Here is an 18637-nt window from a genome sequence, read left to right on the forward strand (position 1 = left end):
CAGCGTCCGGTCAGGGGCCGATCCGCATGGCCGCGACGTCCAGCACGCCGGCCTCGCGGTTGCCCAGCACGCTGCGCACGGCGCCGTCCGGGGCCTGCAGCACCGACTTGCCCGCTGGCACGTCCTCGCCGCCCGCGCGGCGCGCCGAACGCCCGCGCGAGGGCGAGAACAGCATATCGCCGGGCTGGGCGCCCGGCAGGCGGGCGTTGGCGGCCAGCACCCGGGTGCCGGGCTGGTAGGTCATGTCGCCCAGTACGGTTTCGCGGGCCAGCAGGCCTTCGAAATCCAGCATGCGGCGCTGGCTGTCCAGCTGCATGTCCACCTTGAGCATGGGCATGCGGTCCACCTCCAGCGCCTCGCTGCCTTCGGTGCGCAGCAGCCAGCGCGGCGCACCGGCGGCGCTGCCGCCATTGACGACCTTGAGCCAGGCGCCGGGCGGCACGGGTTGCTGGTTCAGGGTATTGCCGATGGCCAGATGGCAGCTGGCAAAGCGAGGACGGCCGTCGTGCAGCACGAATTCAAGGCGGTGCCCATGCGCGCACAGCCAGCCGTCCTGCGCCTGGTCGCGGGCGATCTCCACCGACAGGGTCTCGGCCTGCTTGCTGCTGGCCGGGTAGCGGAACATGCGCGTGGCCGCGACCCCCTGGATGGAGGCGGGGTGGGTTTCGGGGAAGACGGCGAGATCGAACGATGCCAGATCGCCCGGCTTGGCCAGGCTGAGCACGGTTCCGGCCGGCATCTCCACGCCCGCCAGCTGGGTGGACTGGGCCAGCACGGTCTTGCGGTCGGCGTCGGCCTGGGCGCTTTGCCGGGCCGAGAACCACAGGCTGAACTGCTGATAGGGAAAGATGGTGCCGACGATGGCAAGCAAGGCCATCAGGACGGCGACGCCGCGCCGGTGGCCGCCAAGCCATTCCCGGGCGCTGGGGGTGGTGGCCAGCACGGCCAGCCAGGTCAACAGCGTAGCCAGGCAGGCCAGCGAAGCTGCCATCAGCACGTAGAAATTACCGCCAGGGAGAGAAACCGGAATCATGGCGGCAATTATGCGCCAATCCGCAGGCGGACATGGGCGCCTGCGGGCGTTCAGTTCTTGGCGGATTCGGAGCGGGTTGCCACCACTTGCAGCTTGAGTTCGCCCAGGGCCTGGAACAGCGCGTTGCGGGTGCTTTCGGGCAGGTCGCCGAACATGGACTTGACCCAGGATTCATGGGCGCGGGCCATGCGGGCGAAGCTCTTCTTGCCCAGCGGCGTGAGTTTGATGAGCGAGCTGCGGCGGTCGGATTCGACCTTGGTGCGCACCACCAGGCCTTCTTTTTCGAGCTGGTCGGTGATGCCGGTGATATTGCCGTTGGTGACCATCATGTGGCGCGACAGCTCGCCCATCTTCATGCCCTTGGGCGCGCGCTGCAATTGCGCCATCAGGTCAAAGCGCGGCAAGGTCGTGTCGAATTCATTGCGCAGGCGGCTGCGGATCTCGCTCTCGACGAGATTGGCGCAGGTCAGCATGCGCAGCCACAGGCGCAGCGCATGGTGATCGTCGGGCGCGGCGCGGGATTCCAGGTCGGGAGTATCGGTCATGGCTATGGAAATTACCGGGAATGAGGGGCGGGCGCCAGATGCTGTCGATCGAGGATCGTCAGGCGGGCCGCGGCGTGGCCGGCGGCGCGCTTCTTGAGTATCGGCGGGATGTCGGGTACTGTCGCGCGAACGTCGCGCCGGGTAGCCGGCACGGCGTGTTCATAGTTTGGGTGGAGGGTAACCATGGCGGTAGCTTATTAGTAAAAACCCTTTGGTAAAAACCCTAGACTTGTTTTGCCGAATACTTTAAACCTAAACTATGAAGCACGCCAGCCTTGGCTGTGCTGCACGAAGTTTTTCGAATCGCGATTTCAAAAAAGAACACCCTCTGCGCGGGCTCGCGCACGGAGCACACCACCATGCGTTTGATCACTTCCCTTCTGGCCGCCGCCGCCCTGGTGCCGGCACTGGCCGGCGCCGACACCATCAAGGTCGGCATCGCCAACGACATCTCCGGCCCGTTCTCCGCCTTGGGCGCCGAAGCCCGCGACGGTTTCAACCTGGCCATCAAGCAACTGGGCAGCAAGCTGGGCGGACAGCCCGCCGAATTCGTGCAGACCGACATGGGCGGCAACCCCGACCAGGCCCGCCAACTGGTGACGCGCTACATCCAGCGCGACAAGGTCGATTTCTTCACCGGCCCCATCGGCTCGAACGTGGCGCTGGCCGTGGGCCCCGCGCTGTTCGCGGCCAAGGTGCCGTACCTGTCGAACAACCCCGGCCCCAGCCAGTTCGCCGGCGCGCAATGCAATGCGTACTGGTTCGGCACGTCCTACCAGAACGACGCCTTCCACGAAGCGGCCGGCAAGGTCGCGGCGGATCGCGGCTTCAAGAAGATGTTCATCATGGCCCCGGACTATCCGGCCGGCAAGGATGCGCTCAACGGCTTCAAGCGCGGCTACAAGACCGCCCCGGGCGACGAGGTCTACACCAAGCTCGGCCAGATCGACTACGCCGCCGAATTGGCGCAGATCCGCGCCGCCAAACCGGACGCCGTCTATATCTTCCTGCCGGGCGGCATGGGCATCAACTTCGTCAAGCAGTTTGTCTCGACCGGCCTGTCGCAAAGCGTCAAGCTGATCGGCCCGGGCTTCTCGGCCGACGAGGACGTGATCCAGGCCGTGGGCGAACCCATGCTGGGCATGTACAACACGGCGCAGTGGGCGCATGACCTGGACGTGCCGCAGAACAAGGCCTTCGTCGACGCCTTCCGCAAGGAATACAACGGCCGCTACCCCTCGGTGTACGCCGCCCAGGCCTACGACGTGATCATGGCCATGGACGCCGCCGTCAAGCAGGCCGGCGGCAAGGCCTCCGACCGCGAAGCCATCGTGCGCGCGCTGGAAAAGGCCGACTACCCCTCGGTGCGCGGCAGCTTCACCTACGGCAAGAACCACTATCCCATCCAGTCCTACTATCTGCGCGTCGTCGACAAGGACGGCAGCGGCCGCATCACCAACAAGCTGGTGGGCAAGGTGTTCGACAAGTACCAGGACGTCTACGTCGGCGAGTGCAAGTTGTAGAGGGAAAGACCCACCCCCGAAGCGCTGCGCGCTTCCCCCTCAAGGGGGCATGCCTGCGGACCGGCGGAGCCGGATCCGCGGCATCTGGATCGGGTGGCACCGCAGCATGCGTCGTGCTTGGTGCGCGGACGCGATGCGCAATCAGATGGCTTTAATGATTAGGCCGCGAACCAGGCCATTGGCAATTCGCGGCAGGGGGAAGTGTTCATGACGTTTACGCTGATCGTCGAGCAATTGCTGAACGGTCTGCAGTTTGGGTTGATGTTGTTTCTGATCGCGGCCGGGCTGACCCTGGTGTTCGGCATCATGGACATCATGAATCTGGCTCACGGCTCGCTCTATATGGCCGGCGCCTATGTCGCCGCCGAAACCATGCAGCGCACAGGTTCATTCACCGCCGCCGTCCTGGTGGCGGCCGTCGCCACCGGCATCGTCGGCGTGGTGCTGGAACTTACGCTGATCCGCCGCCTGGCGCTGCGCGACCACCTGGCCCAGGTGTTGGGCACCTACGCCGTCATCCTCATCGCCAATGACCTGGTCAAGATGATCTGGGGGCCTGCCCCGGTCATGCTGAACATGCCGGCCGCGCTGTCCGGCCCGGTCCGGCTGCTGCCCGACCTGCTCTATCCCGCCTACCGCCTGATGATCATCGTGTTCGGCGTGGCCGCCGCCGCGGGCCTGTACTGGTTCGTGACGCGCACCCGCGCGGGCGTGCTGGTGCGGGCGGGGGCGTCCAACCGCCAGATGGCCACCCTGATGGGCGTGCGCGTGCCGCTGCTGTTCCTGGGCGTGTTCGTGTTGGGCGCGATGCTGGCCGCCGTGGCCGGCGCCTTGCTCGGCCCCATCACTTCGGTGCAGGTGGGCATGGGCGAGGAAATCCTGATCCTGGTGCTGGTGTGCATCGTGATCGGCGGCATCGGATCGATTCGCGGCGCCTTTGTCGGCGCGCTGCTGGTGGGCATGGTGGACACGGCGGGGCGGGCCTTCCTGCCCATGCTGCTGCGCCAGGTCTTTTCTCCGGCCGTGGCTTCCAGCGTCGGGCCGACGCTGGCCGCCATCGCCATTTACGTATTGATGGCGGCAGTGCTGGTGTTCCGGCCCTCCGGCTTGTTTCCGGCGCGGGGTTGAGCATGAAATCCATGATCTGGACCGTGGTCCTGCTGGCCGCGCTGGCGGTGTTCCCGCTGGTCGCGCCGGCGCTGGGCCTGGACTTCTATATTTCCTTCGTACGGCGCGTGCTGATCTATGCGCTGGCCGCGACCAGCCTGAATCTGATCCTGGGTTACGGCGGCATGGTGGCGCTGGGGCATGCCGCCTTCTTCGGCGCGGGCGCCTACGCGGTCGGCATCCTGGCCATGTCGGGCGTGACGTCCGCCCTGATCGTCTGGCCGGTGGCCATGCTGTTGGCGGCGGTGCTGGCCTGCATCACGGGGGCGATTTCGCTGCGCACCCGCGGCGTGTACTTCATCATGATCACGCTGGCCTTCGCGCAGATGCTGTTCTACATCTTCATCTCGCTGCGCCAGTACGGCGGCGAGGACGGGCTGAACCTGCCGGGCTATTCCAGCCTGCCGGGCCTGGACCTGGCCAATGACGTCAGCTTCTATTACCTGGTGCTGGCGCTGTTCGCGCTGATCATGTGGGTGTTCGGCCGCGTGGTGACCTCGCGCTTCGGCACCGCCCTGCAAGGCATACGCGAGAACGAATCGCGCATGGAATCCATGGGCTATCCGGTCTATCGCATCAAGCTGATGGCCTTCACGCTGAGCGGCGCGGTGGCGGGCCTGGCCGGCGCGCTGCTGGCCAACCACAACCTCTTCATCTCGCCCAGCCTGATGCACTGGACCCAGTCGGCCAACCTGCTGATCATGGTGCTGGTGGGCGGCATCGGCCTGCGCTATGGCGGCGTGGCCGGCGCCGTGGTCATGCTGACCCTGGAGGAAGTGCTGCGCCTGTGGACCGAATATTGGCATCTGCCCCTGGGCGTGCTGCTGTTGTGCGTGGTGTTCGGCGCGCCGCGCGGCCTGGTCGGGCTGTTCGGCCCCCTGTTCAGCGGCAGCGCCGCTGCCACCCAATCCGGCAAGGCGGGATCATGAACGCAGCTGTAACGCCAGCCCTGCAGGCCACGGGACTGGTGCGCCGCTTTGGCGCGCTGGTCGCCACCGACAATGTGTCGCTGTCCCTGAACCCGGGCGAGATCCACGCCTTGATCGGCCCCAATGGCGCGGGCAAGTCCACGCTGATCCATCTGCTGTCCGGCACGTTGACGGCGGACTCGGGCAAGCTGACGGTGGGCGGACGCGACGTCACCAGCATGAACGCCCACCAGCGCGTCGCGGCCGGGCTATCGCGGTCGTACCAGATCACCAACATCTTCAAACAATCCTCGGTGCTCGACAACCTGGTGCTGGCGGTGCAGGCGCACGCCGGCAGCAGCTTCCGCTTCTGGAAGCCGCGCGCCGCCGAATCGGCCCTGTACGAGCAGGCGCGCGAGCTGGCGCGGGAATGCGCCATCGACGCCAGCCTGCTGGAACGCCCGGCCGGCACCTTGCCGCACGGCGAACAGCGCAAGGTCGAATTCGCGCTGGCCCTGGCCGCACGGCCGGCCGTGCTGCTGCTGGACGAACCCATGGCGGGCATGGGGCCGGATGAAACCGTGCGCCTGACCGAACTGATCGAATCCATGCGCGGCCGCGCCGCCATGCTGCTGGTCGAACACGACATGCAGGCGGTGTTCCGCCTGGCCGACCGCCTGTCGGTGCTGGTCTACGGCCGCGTCATCGCGACCGGCACCCCTGACGAAATCCGCGCCAACCCGGAAGTGCGGCAAGCCTACCTGGGCGACGAGGAGACCGCGTGATGCTGACCATCGAATCCGCCAAGAGCGGCTATGGCGCCAGCCAGGTGCTGTTTGGCGTGGACCTGCAGATCGGCGCGGGCCAGGTCGTGACCTTGCTGGGCCGCAATGGCATGGGCAAGACCACGCTGCTGCGCACCTTGTTCGGCCAGTTGCCCCTGCGCGGCGGCAAGATCCAGTTCGCGGGCCAGGACATCAGCGGCTGGAGTCCGGACCGCATCGCGCGGGTCGGCATGGCCATCGTGCCGGAAGGGCGGCAGTGCTTCCCGAACCTGACGGTGCGCGAGCACCTGACGGCCTTCGTCGCTGCGCGCAATCCGGACATCGGCGAACCCTGGACGCCGGAGCGCGTCTTCGAACTCTTCCCCCGTCTGCACGAACGCGCCCGCAACATGGGCAACCAGCTCTCGGGCGGCGAACAGCAGATGCTGGCCATTGGCCGGGCGCTGGTCACCAATCCGCGGTTGCTGATCCTGGATGAGGCCACCGAAGGCCTGGCGCCCAAGATCCGCGAGGAAATCTGGAATTGCCTGGCGCGCCTGCGCCAGGCCGGCCAGACCATCCTGGTCATCGACAAATACGTCGAACGGCTGCTGAGCCTGGCCGACCGCCATGTGATCCTGGAACGCGGCAAGGTGGTGTGGACCGGAGACTCGCAGGCGCTGGACGCCGATCGCGGCCTTTGGGAACGCTATCTGGGCGTGTAGCAAGAAAGCTGCAATGTAAACAGGCAAATGCCGGCAGTCGTGACATAAAAAGCAATAAATCGACATTTACATTGCAACAGTGCAACTTAGGACGCCCGAGCGTCTTACAAGCGTTTGCTCCTGTTTCAATTGGAACCACTGTTCTCTACACTTGTCGCGCCGGACGTGCCTCGCGGGTACGCCAGCAACAGGCTCATGGCTGGACTAGCGGGGCAAGCGCGCGGCGAAACATCGTTACACAACGAAAGCCTACCCATGCGTCCCCTTCACGCACGTTACGTCTTATCAGGCAGTAAGGAAGACTTTGCATGGCGAAATGGGGTTTGCGCAGAAAATCGTTGATGGCGCTGTTGCTGGCGTGCCTGGTCGCCCTGGCGCCGGCGGCCCTGATCGGCTGGCAGGTGCTGGACGGGGTCAGGGAGCACTTCGGACGGGCTTTCTCCGACAACTTCACGCAATTGAACCGCCAGCGCATCCTGGCGCCGGTGTCCCGCGAACTGGCCCTGTCGCTGCGGCTGGCGGATAGCGAGGTCACGCGCCGCTGGCTGCGGCACGAAAGCGATCCGGCCGCGCGCGAGCTGTTCTTCCGCGAAGCCGACGGCTACCGCCGCGATCTGCTGGGACGCGCCTACTTCATCGCCAGCGCCGCCTCGGGCAATTATTACTTCAACGACGACCAGCCCCTGTCCGAGACACCGCGCTACACGCTGAGCAAAGGCGCTGCCGACGACGCCTGGTTCTACCTGACGCTGGCGTCGCCCGCCAAATACAACATCAACGTCAACCCGGACCTGAAGCTCAAGACCACCAAGGTCTGGATCAACGTCCAGGTGCGCGACGGCGACCGGGTCATCGGCCTGACCGGTTCCGGTCTGGACGTAGGCGGGTTCCTGCGTGATTTCGTCAACAGCGGCCAGCCCGGGGTCACGCCCATCATCGTCGACGAGGAAGGCGCGATCCAGGCGCACATGGATGCCTCGCTCATCGCCTACAACTCTGGCGCGGGCGGTGTTGCCCGCGGCACGGTATTCAACCTGCTGGACGGCGGCGAAGGCCGCGCCGAGCTGGCCGCGGCCATGAAGGCGGCGCGGACCGACCCGCAGTCGGTGCAATCCGCCTGGGTCAAGATGGACGGCATCCGCCAGCTGGTTTCGGTGGCCTACATGCCGGAACTGCACTGGCACGTGCTGACGGTGGTGGACCTGGGTGCGGCCCGGGTGCTGGACACGGATTGGCTCTGGCCCGCGGCGATCGGTCTGGTGGTGCTGTTCGCGGCCATGCTGCTGTGCTTCGGCTACGCCATCGAACGCCTGATGCTGCGCCCCTTGCGCCGCCTGCAGCAGTCGGCGCGGGCCATCGCCGACGGCAGCTACGACGTGCGCCTGCCTCCGGGCGGCCAGGACGAAATCGGCGATCTCAGCCGCGCCTTCGGCGTGATGGCGGACAAGGTGCGCCAGCACACCGCCGAACTCGAAACCAAGGTGCGCGAGCGCACCTCCGAACTCGAGGACGCCAATCGCGCCATGGCCGCCGCGCACAAGAAGATCGACGATTCCATCGATTACGCCAGCCTGATCCAGCGCGCCATCCTGCCGGACCGCCAGCTGACCCAGTCCCTGGGCGCGCACCATTTCGTGCTGTGGAAACCGCGCGACGTGGTGGGCGGCGACTTCTACGTATTCCGCTCCGACGGCGCCAACTGCCTGCTGGGCATCATGGACTGCGCCGGCCACGGCGTGCCCGGCGCGCTGATGACCATGCTGGCCCGCGCGGCCATCGACCTGGCAATCGCCGAGGCCGGCCCGGCCGACCCGGCGGCCATCCTGACCCGCACCGACAGCGCCATCCGCGCCATGCTTGCGGACGCGCAATTGCCCCGTGCGCTGGCCACGAATACCGATGCGGCCCTGGTTTATATTGACCGCCAGGCCGGTCGGCTGCGCTATGCGGGCGCCAAGATCAGCCTGTACACGAGCAACGGCGAGGAACTGCGCGAGGTGCCCGGCGGCAAGCGGGCGCTGGGAGACAAGCGCACCGAGATCTACGAAAACATCGAACTGCGGATGGAACCCGGCTGGACCTACTACCTGGTCACGGACGGGTTCCTGGACCAGGCGGGAGGCGAGCACGGCTTTGGCTTCGGCAATACGCGGTTTGCGGAAATGCTCAAGACGCACGCGCGCCGGCCGTTAACCGAACAGGCGGCCGCCTTTACCCAGGCGCTGGCAGAGTACCAAGGCGGTCGGCCGCAGCGTGATGACATCACCTTGCTGTCGTTCCGTTTCGAATAAACGTTATCAGGGCGGTTACCCCCATGAATGCCTCCGATCTTTACGCATTGGGCGAACGGTTCAACCAGAATCGCACTTTGTTGTGCTTCAACGGACCGACTTCCCGCAGCCTGATCGAGGAAATCGGCAATGCGCTCAAGAACTATCTGAACGCGGAGCACGCGCGGCCGGCCGAGGCCATGGACGTTTTCTCCGTCTACATCGAGATGATCCAGAACATCCGCCAGTACGCCGCGCTGCATGACGACCTGGACGCCTCGGCCACCGTGGTGATCGGTCGCCGCGATGAAAGCCGCTACGTGGTGTCCGCAGGCAATCTGGTCAAGGCGGAGGACGGCGAGGCGCTGGTCGCCCGTATCCAGGAATTGGCCGCGCTGGACAAGGCGGCGCTGAAGGCCGAGTACAAGGCGCAGCTGCACAAGCCGCGCGCCCAGGGCGTCGCCTCGGGCGCCGGTCTGGGGTTGATCGATATCGCCCGCCGCGCCGGGGCGCCGCTGGAAGCCAGCCTGACGCCCGCCACGGCGCCCGGACAGGCTTTCTTCAGCCTGAGCGTCGTGATCTGAAGGCGTGCCCGGCCAAGAATATATTTGGAGCAACTAATGAACGATTTGAACATTCCCGGGACCCAGTCCACGCCCGCCATCACCGCCGACACCGCAGCGGGCGTGCTGGCGATGCGCGGCGACTCCTATCCCGAGAATTCCTTCGAGCTGTTCGGTCCCGTCATCGAATGGGTCGAAGCCTATCTGCTGAGCAGCGCCGTACCCCTGAAGCTGGAACTGGAACTGCTTTACCTGAACACCAGCAGCATCAAGTCCGTCATGGACATCTTCGATCTGCTGGAGGCTGCCCACAACAAGGGCCGCGAGGTCAGCGTCACCTGGTTCTACGACATGCGCAATGAGCGCGTCGGCGAACTGGCCGAGGAATTCAAGGAAGACTGCACGTTTCCCTTTTCGGTTGTCGGCCGCCAATGAAATCCGACGCCGCCCAGCTGGACAAGCGCATCGCCGAATTGCTGGCGGACCCGGCCTATCAGGGCCATCCGTTGCATGAAGCGCTGGACGCGCTCTGGCGGCATACGGCCGAGCAGATGGCGCGCATCGAGCGCGTGACCCAACTGTCGGACGCCTACCAGAGCATGGCGCACGAGCGCGAGCTGGGCCTGTGCGACCGTTTCGACCGGCAATTGCGCCGCCTGACCCGCATCGCGCGCATCTCGGACCATTACCAGAACATGATGCGGGACCTGAACTCCGCATTGCAGGAAACCTCCAATCGCGATCCCCTGACCGGCCTTTTGAATCGGCGCGCCTTGATGGAAATGATCAAGCAGGAGGTCCTGCGCGTGTCCCGTGGCGGTTCGACTTTCGTCGTGGCGATGTTGGACGTGGATCACTTCAAGTCGGTCAACGACCGCTATGGCCATGAAACAGGCGACCGCGCGCTGGTGGAACTGGCCGGTGCGCTGGGCAACAACTTGCGTGAATACGATCTGTGCGGCCGCTGGGGCGGCGAGGAATTCCTGGTGCTGCTGCCCAGCACCCAGCCCGAGGACGCCCAGCGCGTCATGGACCGGCTGGTAGGCGCGGTGCGCGCCCTGGCGATCACGGTGGGGGATGGCGTGTTGAGATTGACGGTCAGCATAGGCATGGCATACCACCAGTTGGGAGAAACCTTCTCTGAAACGCTTAGCCGCGCGGACCAGGCCCTGTACCTGGCCAAGCAGGACGGACGCGACCGCGTCGAACTCGGGTTTCCGAAGCGCAGATGAAACCGGATCAGCTGTTATCCGGCATGGAGCCCCATATGCTTGATTCTTATCCAGGCGTTACCGACGAGCGCCCGCAAGGCGCCGCATGGCATCCGGGCACATACCTGGCGTCCATGGATAGGGCGCTGTTGCTGTTCGATTTCAACCCGGCCGGCTCCTTGTTGAACGCCAACGCGAATTTTCTCGCCTTGGTGGGCTACGCCCGCGAAGAGGCCCTGGCGCTGCGCCATGACATGCTGTGCGACAGCATGGACGAAGGCAAGGGCATCGTCGGCGGCGAGCAGGTCTGGGCCAGGCTGCTGGGCGGCAAGCACTTCACCGGCACCTGCCGCTACCGCAAGAAGGATGGCGGCTTTGTCTGGATCGAAGCCACCTACATGCCCATCGCCGGTGAAGCCGGCGAGGTCGTCCGCATATCCGTCATCTCCCGCAAGTCCATCGCGGACGCCGATCGCCAGGAAGAGATCCGCCTCCTGTTGCTGGGCATCAACGAAACCGGCAACGCCGTCGCGGTGTCGGGCAAGGACGGCCGCATCCTCTACGTGAACGACGGCTTCCAGCGCATGCTGGGCTTTGCCCGCGGCGACGCCGTGAACCAGGAGCTGGGCGAACTGCTGGCCGGCGGCCGGCCGGACGGCGGCACGCGCGAAGAGCTGGGCCGCCGCATCGCCTGCCGCGAGGGCTACCACAAGGACGTGCTGGTCTACGACCGCGCCGGCCGCCCGCTGTGGGTGTCGGTGATGGCCAACTCCGTGTTCGACGAACGCGGCGCGCTGGTCAATATCGTGGACGTGCTGACGGATATCACGCCCACCAAGGTGCACGAAGTCCTGCAGCGCCGCGTGCTGCAAGCCATGGTCAACGAGGCCTCGGTGGTCGAGGTCATGAACATGGTGTGCCGCGAGGTCGAACGCCTGGCGCCCGAAGTCGCGGCCAGCGTCCTGCGGGTGGATGACGCCGGGCTGCTGCGGCCGCTGGCCGCGCCCAGCCTGCCGCAAGCCTATACCGACGCCTTGGACGGCGTGGCCATCGGGCCGCAGGCGGGCGCTTGCGGCACCTCCGCCTTCCTGGGCCGGCCGGTGATCGTGCCGGACATCTCCACCGATCCGCTGTGGGACGATTATCGCCACCTGCCGCTGCCGGACGACGTGAAGGCCTGCTGGTCGTCGCCGATCAAGTCCAGCGACGGTCGGGTCATAGGCACCTTCGGTTTTTATTTCCGCGAGCGGCGTCTGCCCGATGATTTCCACCACCGGCTGGTGGACGTGTGCGTGTACCTGTGCGCGCTGGCGCTGGAGCGCGAGGAGGCTCGCGCCCGGATCCGCCAGTTGGCGTTCTACGACGAACTGACCGGTCTGCCGAATCGCAACCTGCTGCTGGCGCAGGCCGAGCAGGCCATCGCGCGCGCCGAACCCGAGCGCAAGCGTGTCGCCGTCCTGTTCCTGGACCTGGATCGCTTCAAGCAGGTCAACGACACGCTGGGCCATCCCATAGGCGACGCGTTGCTGCGCGACGTGGCGCAACGCTTGCGCCGCCTGGCGCGCGCGACCGACATCGTGGGCCGCCTGTCAGGCGATGAGTTCGTGATGCTGATGCCGGACTTCGAACACGGTCGCCTGACGACCGCGGCGGAGCATGTGCTGGTCGCCCTGGCTCAGCCATTCTCGGTGGGCGGCATCACGCTGAATCCTTCGGTCAGCATCGGCATCAGCGTGTTCCCGGAGAACGGGCGCGACATGGATACGCTGCTGCGCCATGCCGACATGGCGATGTACCAGGCCAAGACGGCGGGGCGCAACCGCATCTCTTTCTTCAGCGCCGAGATGAACCGGCAGGCGCAGGAGCGCCTGGCGCTGGAGGCGGCCTTGCGCGACGCGCTGGAGGCGAAGGCCTTGCGGTTGCATTATCAGCCGCAGGTGGGGCTGAAGAACGGCCAGCTATACGGCGTCGAGGCGCTGGCGCGCTGGCGTCATCCGACGCTGGGCGATATCTCGCCAGCGCGCTTTGTGCCGCTGGCCGAGGAATGCGGGTTGATCGGCGACCTGGGCGACTGGGCGGTGCACGAGGCTTGTTCGCAGCTGGCGGTCTGGCGGGCGAAGGGCCTGCGGGTGCCGTCGGTGTCGGTGAACCTGTCGGCGACGAATTTCCACAATCTGAATCTGCCGCGGTTGATCGAGGCGACGCTGGCCGAGTTTGGGCTGGCGGCGGCGGATCTGATGCTGGAGATCACAGAAGGCGTGGTGCTGGACGCGACGGCGGGTACGTTGCGGACGATTGCGGAGCTGCATCGCCTGGGCGTGCGGCTGTCGATGGACGATTTCGGGACTGGCTATTCCAGCCTGGGGCATTTGCGGCGACTGATCGTGGATGAACTGAAGCTGGATCGCAGTTTCGTGCAGGGGCTGGAGAGCGATGACGCGGCTAGGGCGTTGACCAGCGCGGTGATTCGTATCGGCGAGAGCCTGAGCCTGCCTGTGGTGGCTGAAGGCGTTGAGAATGAAGAGCAGCGGCGGTTCTTGATCGAACAGGGGTGTGCGGCGGGGCAGGGGTTTTTGTTTTCGCCGCCGTTGCCGGCTGCTGATCTTGAGGAGTGGTTGCGGGGGCGGCCGTAGGTTTTTTGGCTGCTGCTGCTGCTGCTGCTGCTGCTTCTGTGGCTTCCGTTGGTTCTTAAGACGCCAGCCGCGTCGGGGGCCGGCGGGGCGCGGGGCAACGATTGCGGTCCGGAGCGTTCGCTCCGGACTACCCCATCCTCATCCTCGTCACCGCCTGCGGCGGTTCCTTCGGATTCCGTCGGGCTTATCGACGCCCCGCGCCCCGCCGGCCCCCGACGCGACTGGCTCGGTCGGTTGAAATTTTACGGGCGCTGGGGCGGGTGGTTTGCTTGGCGTTCTTGGCGCCGGTGGCGGTTGGCGGAAGGTCTTGCGGGGCCCGCCCCAGATCGGCCGCGCGGGCGGCCGATCTGGGGCTTACGCTTGGTCTTGCGGTTGCGGTTGCGGTTGCGGTTGCGGTTGCGGTTGCGGTTGTGGCTGCGGCTGCGGCTGCGGTTGCGACTGCCGTGCGGGGGCTGCGAGCCTGGTGCCACGGGCCGTTATTGGTTGCCCGTGGCTTGCTTGCCTTCTACTTTGATGCCACCGTTTCCGGCGGCACCGGGTTCTCCCAGCCGCCGCCGATGGCGCGGATCAGGCCTACTGCGGAACGCGCTTGTTCCCCACTCAGTTGCACCGCGACGCGTTGCTGCAGCAGGACGCTGCGGTCGGCTTCGATGACGTCCAGGTAGCTGATGGAGCCTTCGCGGTACTGCGTGTGCGAGAGCTTGGCGGCGCGGGCGGCGGCGTCGACGGCGGCGTCTTGCGCCTTGGTCTGGTCGGCCAGGATGCGCAGGTTGGCCAGGTTGTCTTCCACTTCGCGGAACGCGTTCAGGATGGTCTGGCGGTAGACGGCCACGTCTTCCTCGTAGACGGCGCGGGCGCGGTCCAGGCCGGCCTGGCGGCGGCCGCCGTCGAAGATCGGCATGGACAGCGCGGCGCCGACCAGGGGGCCCAGCAGGAAGGTGCGGCTGGACCACTGGAACAGGTTGCCCAGGTCCGAGGATTCGTAGCCGAAGGCGCCGGTGATGTCCAGGCGCGGGAAGAAGGCGGACTTGGCCGCGCCGACGCGGGCGTTGGCGGCGGCCATGGCGCGTTCGGCTGCGGCGATGTCGGGGCGACGTTCCAGCAGGCTCGAGGGCAGGCCGGCGGGGATCGACAGCGCGACCTTCTGGATGGGCTGCTCGGGCATGGCGAAGTCCGACGGGGCGCGGCCCAGCAGTACGGCCAGGGCGTGTTCGGAGGCGGCGCGGCGGCGGTCGATGCCCAGGGCTTCGGATTGCGCGCTGGCCAGTTCGGCCTTGGCGCGGGCCAGGTCGAGTTCGCTGATGTCGCCGGCGTCGTAGCGGCGCTGGATCAGTTGCAGGGTGTCGGTGCGCAGCTTGACCGTCTGGCGGTAGAGCTGCGATTCGGCGTCCTGTTCGCGCACCAGGAAGTAGGTGGTGGCGACGTCGGCCTGCAGGGCCAGCAGCACGGAACGGTACAGGGCTTCGCTTTGCTGGGCATCGGCGCTGGCGGCGTCGTAGGTGGAGGCGACGCGGCCGAACAGGTCCGCTTCGTAGGACACGGCGCCTTGGGCGCGCCAGGTGGTCACGGGGCTGGTCGGGGTGCCGTCGGGCAAGCCCTGCGACACGGCCGAGGGGCGCTGGCGGTTGGGGCCGAAGGCGGCGTCCAGGTTGGGGAAGAAGCCGGCGCGGGCTTCGCGTTGCAGCGCGCGCGACTGGGTCAGGCGGGCGGCGGCGGCCTGCAGGTTCTGGTTGGCCTTCTGGGCTTCTTCCTGCAGCTGGTTCAGGCCTTCGTCGTCGAATACCTTCCACCAGGCGCCGCGCAGCGCGTCTTCGGACGGCTCGGCGGTTTTCCAGGTGCCGGCCTCGGAAGCGGGCAGGGCGGCTTCCTTGAAGGCCGCGGGCACCGCGGCCGAGGGGCGTTCGTAGGTGGGGCCCACCGCGCAGCCGGCCAGCACGAGCAGGACGGCAAGCAGGGCGGAACCGCGGGTCAGTCTTTTGATCATGATGACTATTCTCTTGTGGGCGCCTCCCGCCTGCGGGGCGGAAGGCGCTGTCTAGCTACTCTGGTGGTCCGGCTCAGGCGTGATGTTGCGGGGCCGGCGGCGCGTTCGGGTCCAGGTGCGGTACGCACACGGGAGCCTCGTGCGGTGCGGCGGAGTGCAGGGTCTTGCCGCCCAGCGTGCGCAGCAGCACGTAGAACACGGGGGTCAGGAACAGGCCGAACAGGGTCACGCCCAGCATGCCGAAGAACACGGCGATGCCCATGGCCTGGCGCATTTCAGAACCCGCGCCCGAAGACAGCACCAGCGGCACCACGCCCATGATGAACGCGATGGACGTCATCAGGATGGGGCGCAGACGCAGGCGGCTGGCCTCGATGGCGGCGTCCAGGGGACTGCGGCCGTTCATTTCCAGTTCGCGGGCGAATTCCACGATCAGGATCGCGTTCTTCGCCGACAGGCCCACCAGCACCATCAGGCCGATCTGCGTGAAGATGTTGTTGTCGTTGCCGGTCAGGTAGACGCCCGTCAGCGCGGCCAGGATGCTCATAGGCACGATGAGGATCACGGCCAGCGGCAGGGTCAGGCTTTCGTACAGCGCCGCCAGCACCAGGAACACCAGCAGCACGCTGATCGGGAACACCCACAGGCCGGCGTTGCCCGCCAGGATCTGCTGGTAGGTCAGGTCGGTCCATTCCATCTTCATGCCGCGCGGCAGGGTTTCGGCGGCGACGCGTTCGGCCGCGGCCTGGGCCTGGTCGGACGAGTAGCCGGGCGCCGGACCGCCGTTGATGTCGGCGGCGGTGTAGCCGTTGTAGCGCACCACCATTTCCGGGCCGAAGGTCTGGTTGACGGTGACGAGCGAGGACAGCGGCACCATTTCACCGGCGACGTTGCGGGTCTTCAGTTGCAGGATGTCGTCGGCGTGCGCGCGGAATTGCGCGTCGGCTTGCGCCCGCACCTGGAAGACGCGGCCGAAACGGTTGAAGTCGTTGACGTACATCGAGCCCAGGTAGATCTGCATGGTGTCGAAGACTTCCGTCACCGGCACGCCCAGCTGCTTGGCCTTGACGCGGTCCAGGTCCACGTCCAGCTGCGGCACGTTGATCTCGTAGCTGGAGAAGGCGGGGCCCAGTTCCGGCGTCTGGCGGGCCTTTTCCAGGAACGCTTGCTTGGCCTTGTCCAGCTCGGCGTAGCCTGCCGCGCTGCGGTCTTCGATCTGGAACTTGAAACCGCCCAGCGTGCCCAGGCCCATCACGGGCGGGGGCGGGAACACGGCGATGAACGAGTCCTGGATGGCCGCAAACTTCTGGTTGAGTGAGCCCGCGATGGCGTCGCCCGACAGCGCGGCGTTCTTGCGCTCTTCGAAGGGCTTGAGCATGACGAACACGATGCCGGCGCTGGAGCTGTTGGTGAAGCCGTTGATGGACAGGCCGGGGAACGCGATGGTGCTCTGCACGCCGGGTTCCTTCAGGGCGATGTCGCTCATGCGGCGGATCACCGAGTCGGTGCGGTCCAGCGAGGCGCCGTTGGGCAGCTGCGTGAAGGCGATCAGGTACTGCTTGTCCTGCGCGGGCACGAAGCCGCCGGGCACCAGGTAGGAGACGCCGACGGTGGCGGCCACCAGCACGGCGTACACGCCCATGGCGCCGGCCTTGCGGCGGATCACGCGGGTCACGCCCGTGCCATAGGACTCGGACGCGCGGCCGAACATGTTGTTGAACCAGTTGAAGAAGCGGCCGAAGACGCGGTTCATGCCACGGGTCAGCCAGTCGGGCTTGTCGTGGTGGCTCTTGAGCAGGATGGCCGACAGCGCGGGCGACAGGGTCAGCGAGTTGAAGGCCGAGATCACCGTCGAGATGGCGATGGTCATGGCGAACTGCTTGTAGAACTGGCCGGTCAGGCCCGTCATGAAGGCCAGCGGCACGAACACCGCGCACAGCGTCAGCGCAATGGCGATGATGGGGCCGCTGACTTCACGCATGGCGCGGTAGGTCGCGTCGCGCGGACTCAAACCCGCGGCGATGTTGCGCTCCACGTTTTCCACCACCACGATGGCGTCGTCCACCACGATGCCGATGGCCAGCACCATGCCGAACAGCGACAGCGCGTTGATGGAGTAGCCGAACATCAGCAGCAGGGCGAAGGTACCCACGATGGAAACGGGCACCGCCAGCAGCGGGATGATGGAGGCGCGCCAGGTCTGCAGGAACAGGATCACCACCAGCACCACCAGGGCGATCGCTTCCAGCAGCGTGGTCACCACGGCCTTGATGCTGGCGCGCACGAATTGAGTGGGGTCGTATTCGATGCGGTATTCCACGCCCGGCGGGAAGTCCTGCGACAGCTCGGCCATGGCGGCGCGCACCTGGCTGGACACGTCCAGCGCGTTGGCGCCCGGCGACTGCATGATGCCCATGCCCACCGCCTGCTTGTTGTCCAGCAGCGAACGCAAGCCGTATTCCTGCGCGTCCAGTTCTACGCGGGCCACGTCCGACAGCTGCGTCACGGCGCCGTCGGGCGAGGTCTTCAGGATGATGTCGCGGAATTCCTCTTCGGTCTGCAGGCGGCCGCGGGCATTCACGTTCAGCTGCAGCGGCACGTCGCCCAGCGTGGGGGAGGCGCCGATGACGCCGGCGGCGACCTGCACGTTCTGTTCGCGGATGGCAGCGACCACTTCGCTGGCGGTCATGCCGCGCTGGGCGACTTTCTGCGGGTCCAGCCAGACGCGCATGGAATAGTTGCCCGAGCCCCACACCGTCACTTCGCCCACGCCGGTGATGCGGGCGAGGCGGTCCTTGACGTTCAGGATCGCGTAGTTGCGCAGGTAGGTGATGTCATAGCGGTCATTGGGCGAAATCAGGTGCACCACCAGCGTCAGCGTGGGCGAGCTCTTGGCCGTGGTCACGCCCAGGCGCTGCACGTCCGGCGGCAGGCGCGGCAGCGCTTGCGACACCCGGTTCTGCACCAGTTGCTGAGCCTTGTCCGGGTCCACGCCGAGCTTGAAGTTGACCGTCAGGGTCAGGTTGCCGTCGCTGTTGGCCTGCGACTGCATGTACAGCATGTCCTCGACGCCGTTGATGGATTCCTCCAGCGGCGAAGCCACGGTTTCGGCGATGACCTTGGGGTTGGCGCCCGGATACTGCGCACGCACGACCACGGACGGCGGCACCACTTCCGGATACTCGGAGATGGGCAGCTGGAACATGGCCAGCAGGCCCGCCAGCAGCACCAGGACCGATAGCACGCCGGCGAAGATCGGCCGGTCGATGAAGAATTTCGAGATATTCATGGACGTTCTCGTTAGACGCGCC

At 66.4% G+C, this 18637-nt stretch carries 14 protein-coding genes; 10 read left to right on the forward strand and 4 right to left on the reverse strand.

The window, feature by feature from the left end:
- Nucleotides 1-10: 10 nt before the first annotated feature.
- Together NGK62_RS14515 and NGK62_RS14520 are read right to left on the reverse strand one after the other, a co-directional pair.
- Entirely contained in the window at nt 11-1033 is a 1023-nt protein-coding gene (locus NGK62_RS14515) for a hypothetical protein (RefSeq protein ID WP_251878823.1), read from the reverse strand.
- Nucleotides 1034-1083: 50 nt separating this feature from the next.
- Nucleotides 1084-1578, reverse strand: a complete 495-nt coding sequence (locus NGK62_RS14520; RefSeq protein WP_059373990.1) for a MarR family winged helix-turn-helix transcriptional regulator — start codon at nt 1576-1578, stop codon at nt 1084-1086.
- Between the two features lie 359 nt (nt 1579-1937).
- Between NGK62_RS14520 and NGK62_RS14525 the strand changes: the two genes are divergently transcribed.
- The 10 genes from NGK62_RS14525 to NGK62_RS14570 all read left to right on the forward strand — a co-directional run bounded on the left by NGK62_RS14525 (nt 1938) and on the right by NGK62_RS14570 (nt 13342).
- Nucleotides 1938-3101 carry an ABC transporter substrate-binding protein gene (locus NGK62_RS14525; protein ID WP_118931449.1) on the forward strand — a complete coding sequence of 388 codons (1164 nt, stop codon included), beginning with the start codon at nt 1938-1940 and terminating at the stop codon, nt 3099-3101.
- 207 nt (nt 3102-3308) lie between these two features.
- The gene (locus tag NGK62_RS14530) at nt 3309-4229 is read left to right on the forward strand and encodes a branched-chain amino acid ABC transporter permease (RefSeq protein ID WP_013391329.1); all 921 of its coding nucleotides are present in this window, start codon (nt 3309-3311) and stop codon (nt 4227-4229) included.
- 2 nt (nt 4230-4231) lie between these two features.
- Nucleotides 4232-5197 carry a branched-chain amino acid ABC transporter permease gene (locus tag NGK62_RS14535; RefSeq protein ID WP_251878825.1) on the forward strand — a complete coding sequence of 322 codons (966 nt, stop codon included), beginning with the start codon at nt 4232-4234 and terminating at the stop codon, nt 5195-5197.
- A complete protein-coding gene (locus tag NGK62_RS14540) occupies nt 5194-5961 on the forward strand; it encodes an ABC transporter ATP-binding protein (RefSeq protein ID WP_054459230.1) in 768 nt (255 codons plus the stop codon). The genes NGK62_RS14535 and NGK62_RS14540 overlap by 4 nt, the downstream gene beginning before the upstream one ends.
- Nucleotides 5961-6665, forward strand: coding sequence for an ABC transporter ATP-binding protein (locus NGK62_RS14545; RefSeq protein ID WP_059373986.1), 705 nt, complete (start codon nt 5961-5963; stop codon nt 6663-6665). Before NGK62_RS14540 ends, NGK62_RS14545 begins: the two co-directional genes overlap by 1 nt.
- A 308-nt stretch (nt 6666-6973) precedes the next feature.
- Nucleotides 6974-8956, forward strand: coding sequence for a biofilm regulation protein phosphatase SiaA (siaA, locus tag NGK62_RS14550; RefSeq protein ID WP_205736582.1), 1983 nt, complete (start codon nt 6974-6976; stop codon nt 8954-8956).
- A 23-nt stretch (nt 8957-8979) separates the two neighbouring features.
- On the forward strand, nt 8980-9519 hold the full coding sequence (gene siaB, locus NGK62_RS14555; protein WP_059373984.1) for a biofilm regulation protein kinase SiaB: 540 nt from the start codon (nt 8980-8982) through the stop codon (nt 9517-9519).
- 36 nt (nt 9520-9555) lie between these two features.
- Entirely contained in the window at nt 9556-9933 is a 378-nt protein-coding gene (gene siaC / locus NGK62_RS14560) for a biofilm regulation phosphoprotein SiaC (protein ID WP_059373983.1), read from the forward strand.
- Nucleotides 9930-10730 (forward strand): biofilm regulation diguanylate cyclase SiaD, encoded by an 801-nt coding sequence (gene siaD / locus NGK62_RS14565; protein WP_059373982.1) that lies wholly within the window; start codon nt 9930-9932, stop codon nt 10728-10730. Before siaC ends, siaD begins: the two co-directional genes overlap by 4 nt.
- A 35-nt stretch (nt 10731-10765) precedes the next feature.
- Entirely contained in the window at nt 10766-13342 is a 2577-nt protein-coding gene (locus NGK62_RS14570) for a sensor domain-containing protein (RefSeq protein ID WP_251878827.1), read from the forward strand.
- A gap of 505 nt (nt 13343-13847) precedes the next feature.
- On the opposite strand, the gene NGK62_RS14575 is transcribed toward NGK62_RS14570, so the two are convergent.
- Together NGK62_RS14575 and NGK62_RS14580 are read right to left on the reverse strand one after the other, a co-directional pair.
- Nucleotides 13848-15326, reverse strand: a complete 1479-nt coding sequence (locus tag NGK62_RS14575; protein ID WP_251878829.1) for an efflux transporter outer membrane subunit — start codon at nt 15324-15326, stop codon at nt 13848-13850.
- Nucleotides 15327-15399: 73 nt separating this feature from the next.
- Nucleotides 15400-18615 carry an efflux RND transporter permease subunit gene (locus NGK62_RS14580; protein WP_251878831.1) on the reverse strand — a complete coding sequence of 1072 codons (3216 nt, stop codon included), beginning with the start codon at nt 18613-18615 and terminating at the stop codon, nt 15400-15402.
- Nucleotides 18616-18637: the final 22 nt, after the last annotated feature.

The organism is Achromobacter sp. Marseille-Q4954 (assembly GCF_943737025.1).
Classification (GTDB): Bacteria; Pseudomonadota; Gammaproteobacteria; order Burkholderiales; family Burkholderiaceae_B; genus Achromobacter; species Achromobacter bronchisepticus_A.

Excerpts from the sequence above, each read along its gene's own strand:
- NGK62_RS14515 (WP_251878823.1), bottom strand. The coding sequence starts at position 1,033 with ATGATTCCGGTTTCTCTCCCTGGCGGTAATTTCTACGTGCTGATGGCA.
- NGK62_RS14520 (WP_059373990.1), bottom strand. The coding sequence starts at position 1,578 with ATGACCGATACTCCCGACCTGGAATCCCGCGCCGCGCCCGACGATCAC.
- NGK62_RS14525 (WP_118931449.1), top strand. The coding sequence starts at position 1,938 with ATGCGTTTGATCACTTCCCTTCTGGCCGCCGCCGCCCTGGTGCCGGCA.
- NGK62_RS14530 (WP_013391329.1), top strand. The coding sequence starts at position 3,309 with ATGACGTTTACGCTGATCGTCGAGCAATTGCTGAACGGTCTGCAGTTT.
- NGK62_RS14535 (WP_251878825.1), top strand. The coding sequence starts at position 4,232 with ATGAAATCCATGATCTGGACCGTGGTCCTGCTGGCCGCGCTGGCGGTG.
- NGK62_RS14540 (WP_054459230.1), top strand. The coding sequence starts at position 5,194 with ATGAACGCAGCTGTAACGCCAGCCCTGCAGGCCACGGGACTGGTGCGC.
- NGK62_RS14545 (WP_059373986.1), top strand. The coding sequence starts at position 5,961 with ATGCTGACCATCGAATCCGCCAAGAGCGGCTATGGCGCCAGCCAGGTG.
- siaA (WP_205736582.1), top strand. The coding sequence starts at position 6,974 with ATGGCGAAATGGGGTTTGCGCAGAAAATCGTTGATGGCGCTGTTGCTG.
- siaB (WP_059373984.1), top strand. The coding sequence starts at position 8,980 with ATGAATGCCTCCGATCTTTACGCATTGGGCGAACGGTTCAACCAGAAT.
- siaC (WP_059373983.1), top strand. The coding sequence starts at position 9,556 with ATGAACGATTTGAACATTCCCGGGACCCAGTCCACGCCCGCCATCACC.
- siaD (WP_059373982.1), top strand. The coding sequence starts at position 9,930 with ATGAAATCCGACGCCGCCCAGCTGGACAAGCGCATCGCCGAATTGCTG.
- NGK62_RS14570 (WP_251878827.1), top strand. The coding sequence starts at position 10,766 with ATGCTTGATTCTTATCCAGGCGTTACCGACGAGCGCCCGCAAGGCGCC.
- NGK62_RS14575 (WP_251878829.1), bottom strand. The coding sequence starts at position 15,326 with ATGATCAAAAGACTGACCCGCGGTTCCGCCCTGCTTGCCGTCCTGCTC.
- NGK62_RS14580 (WP_251878831.1), bottom strand. The coding sequence starts at position 18,615 with ATGAATATCTCGAAATTCTTCATCGACCGGCCGATCTTCGCCGGCGTG.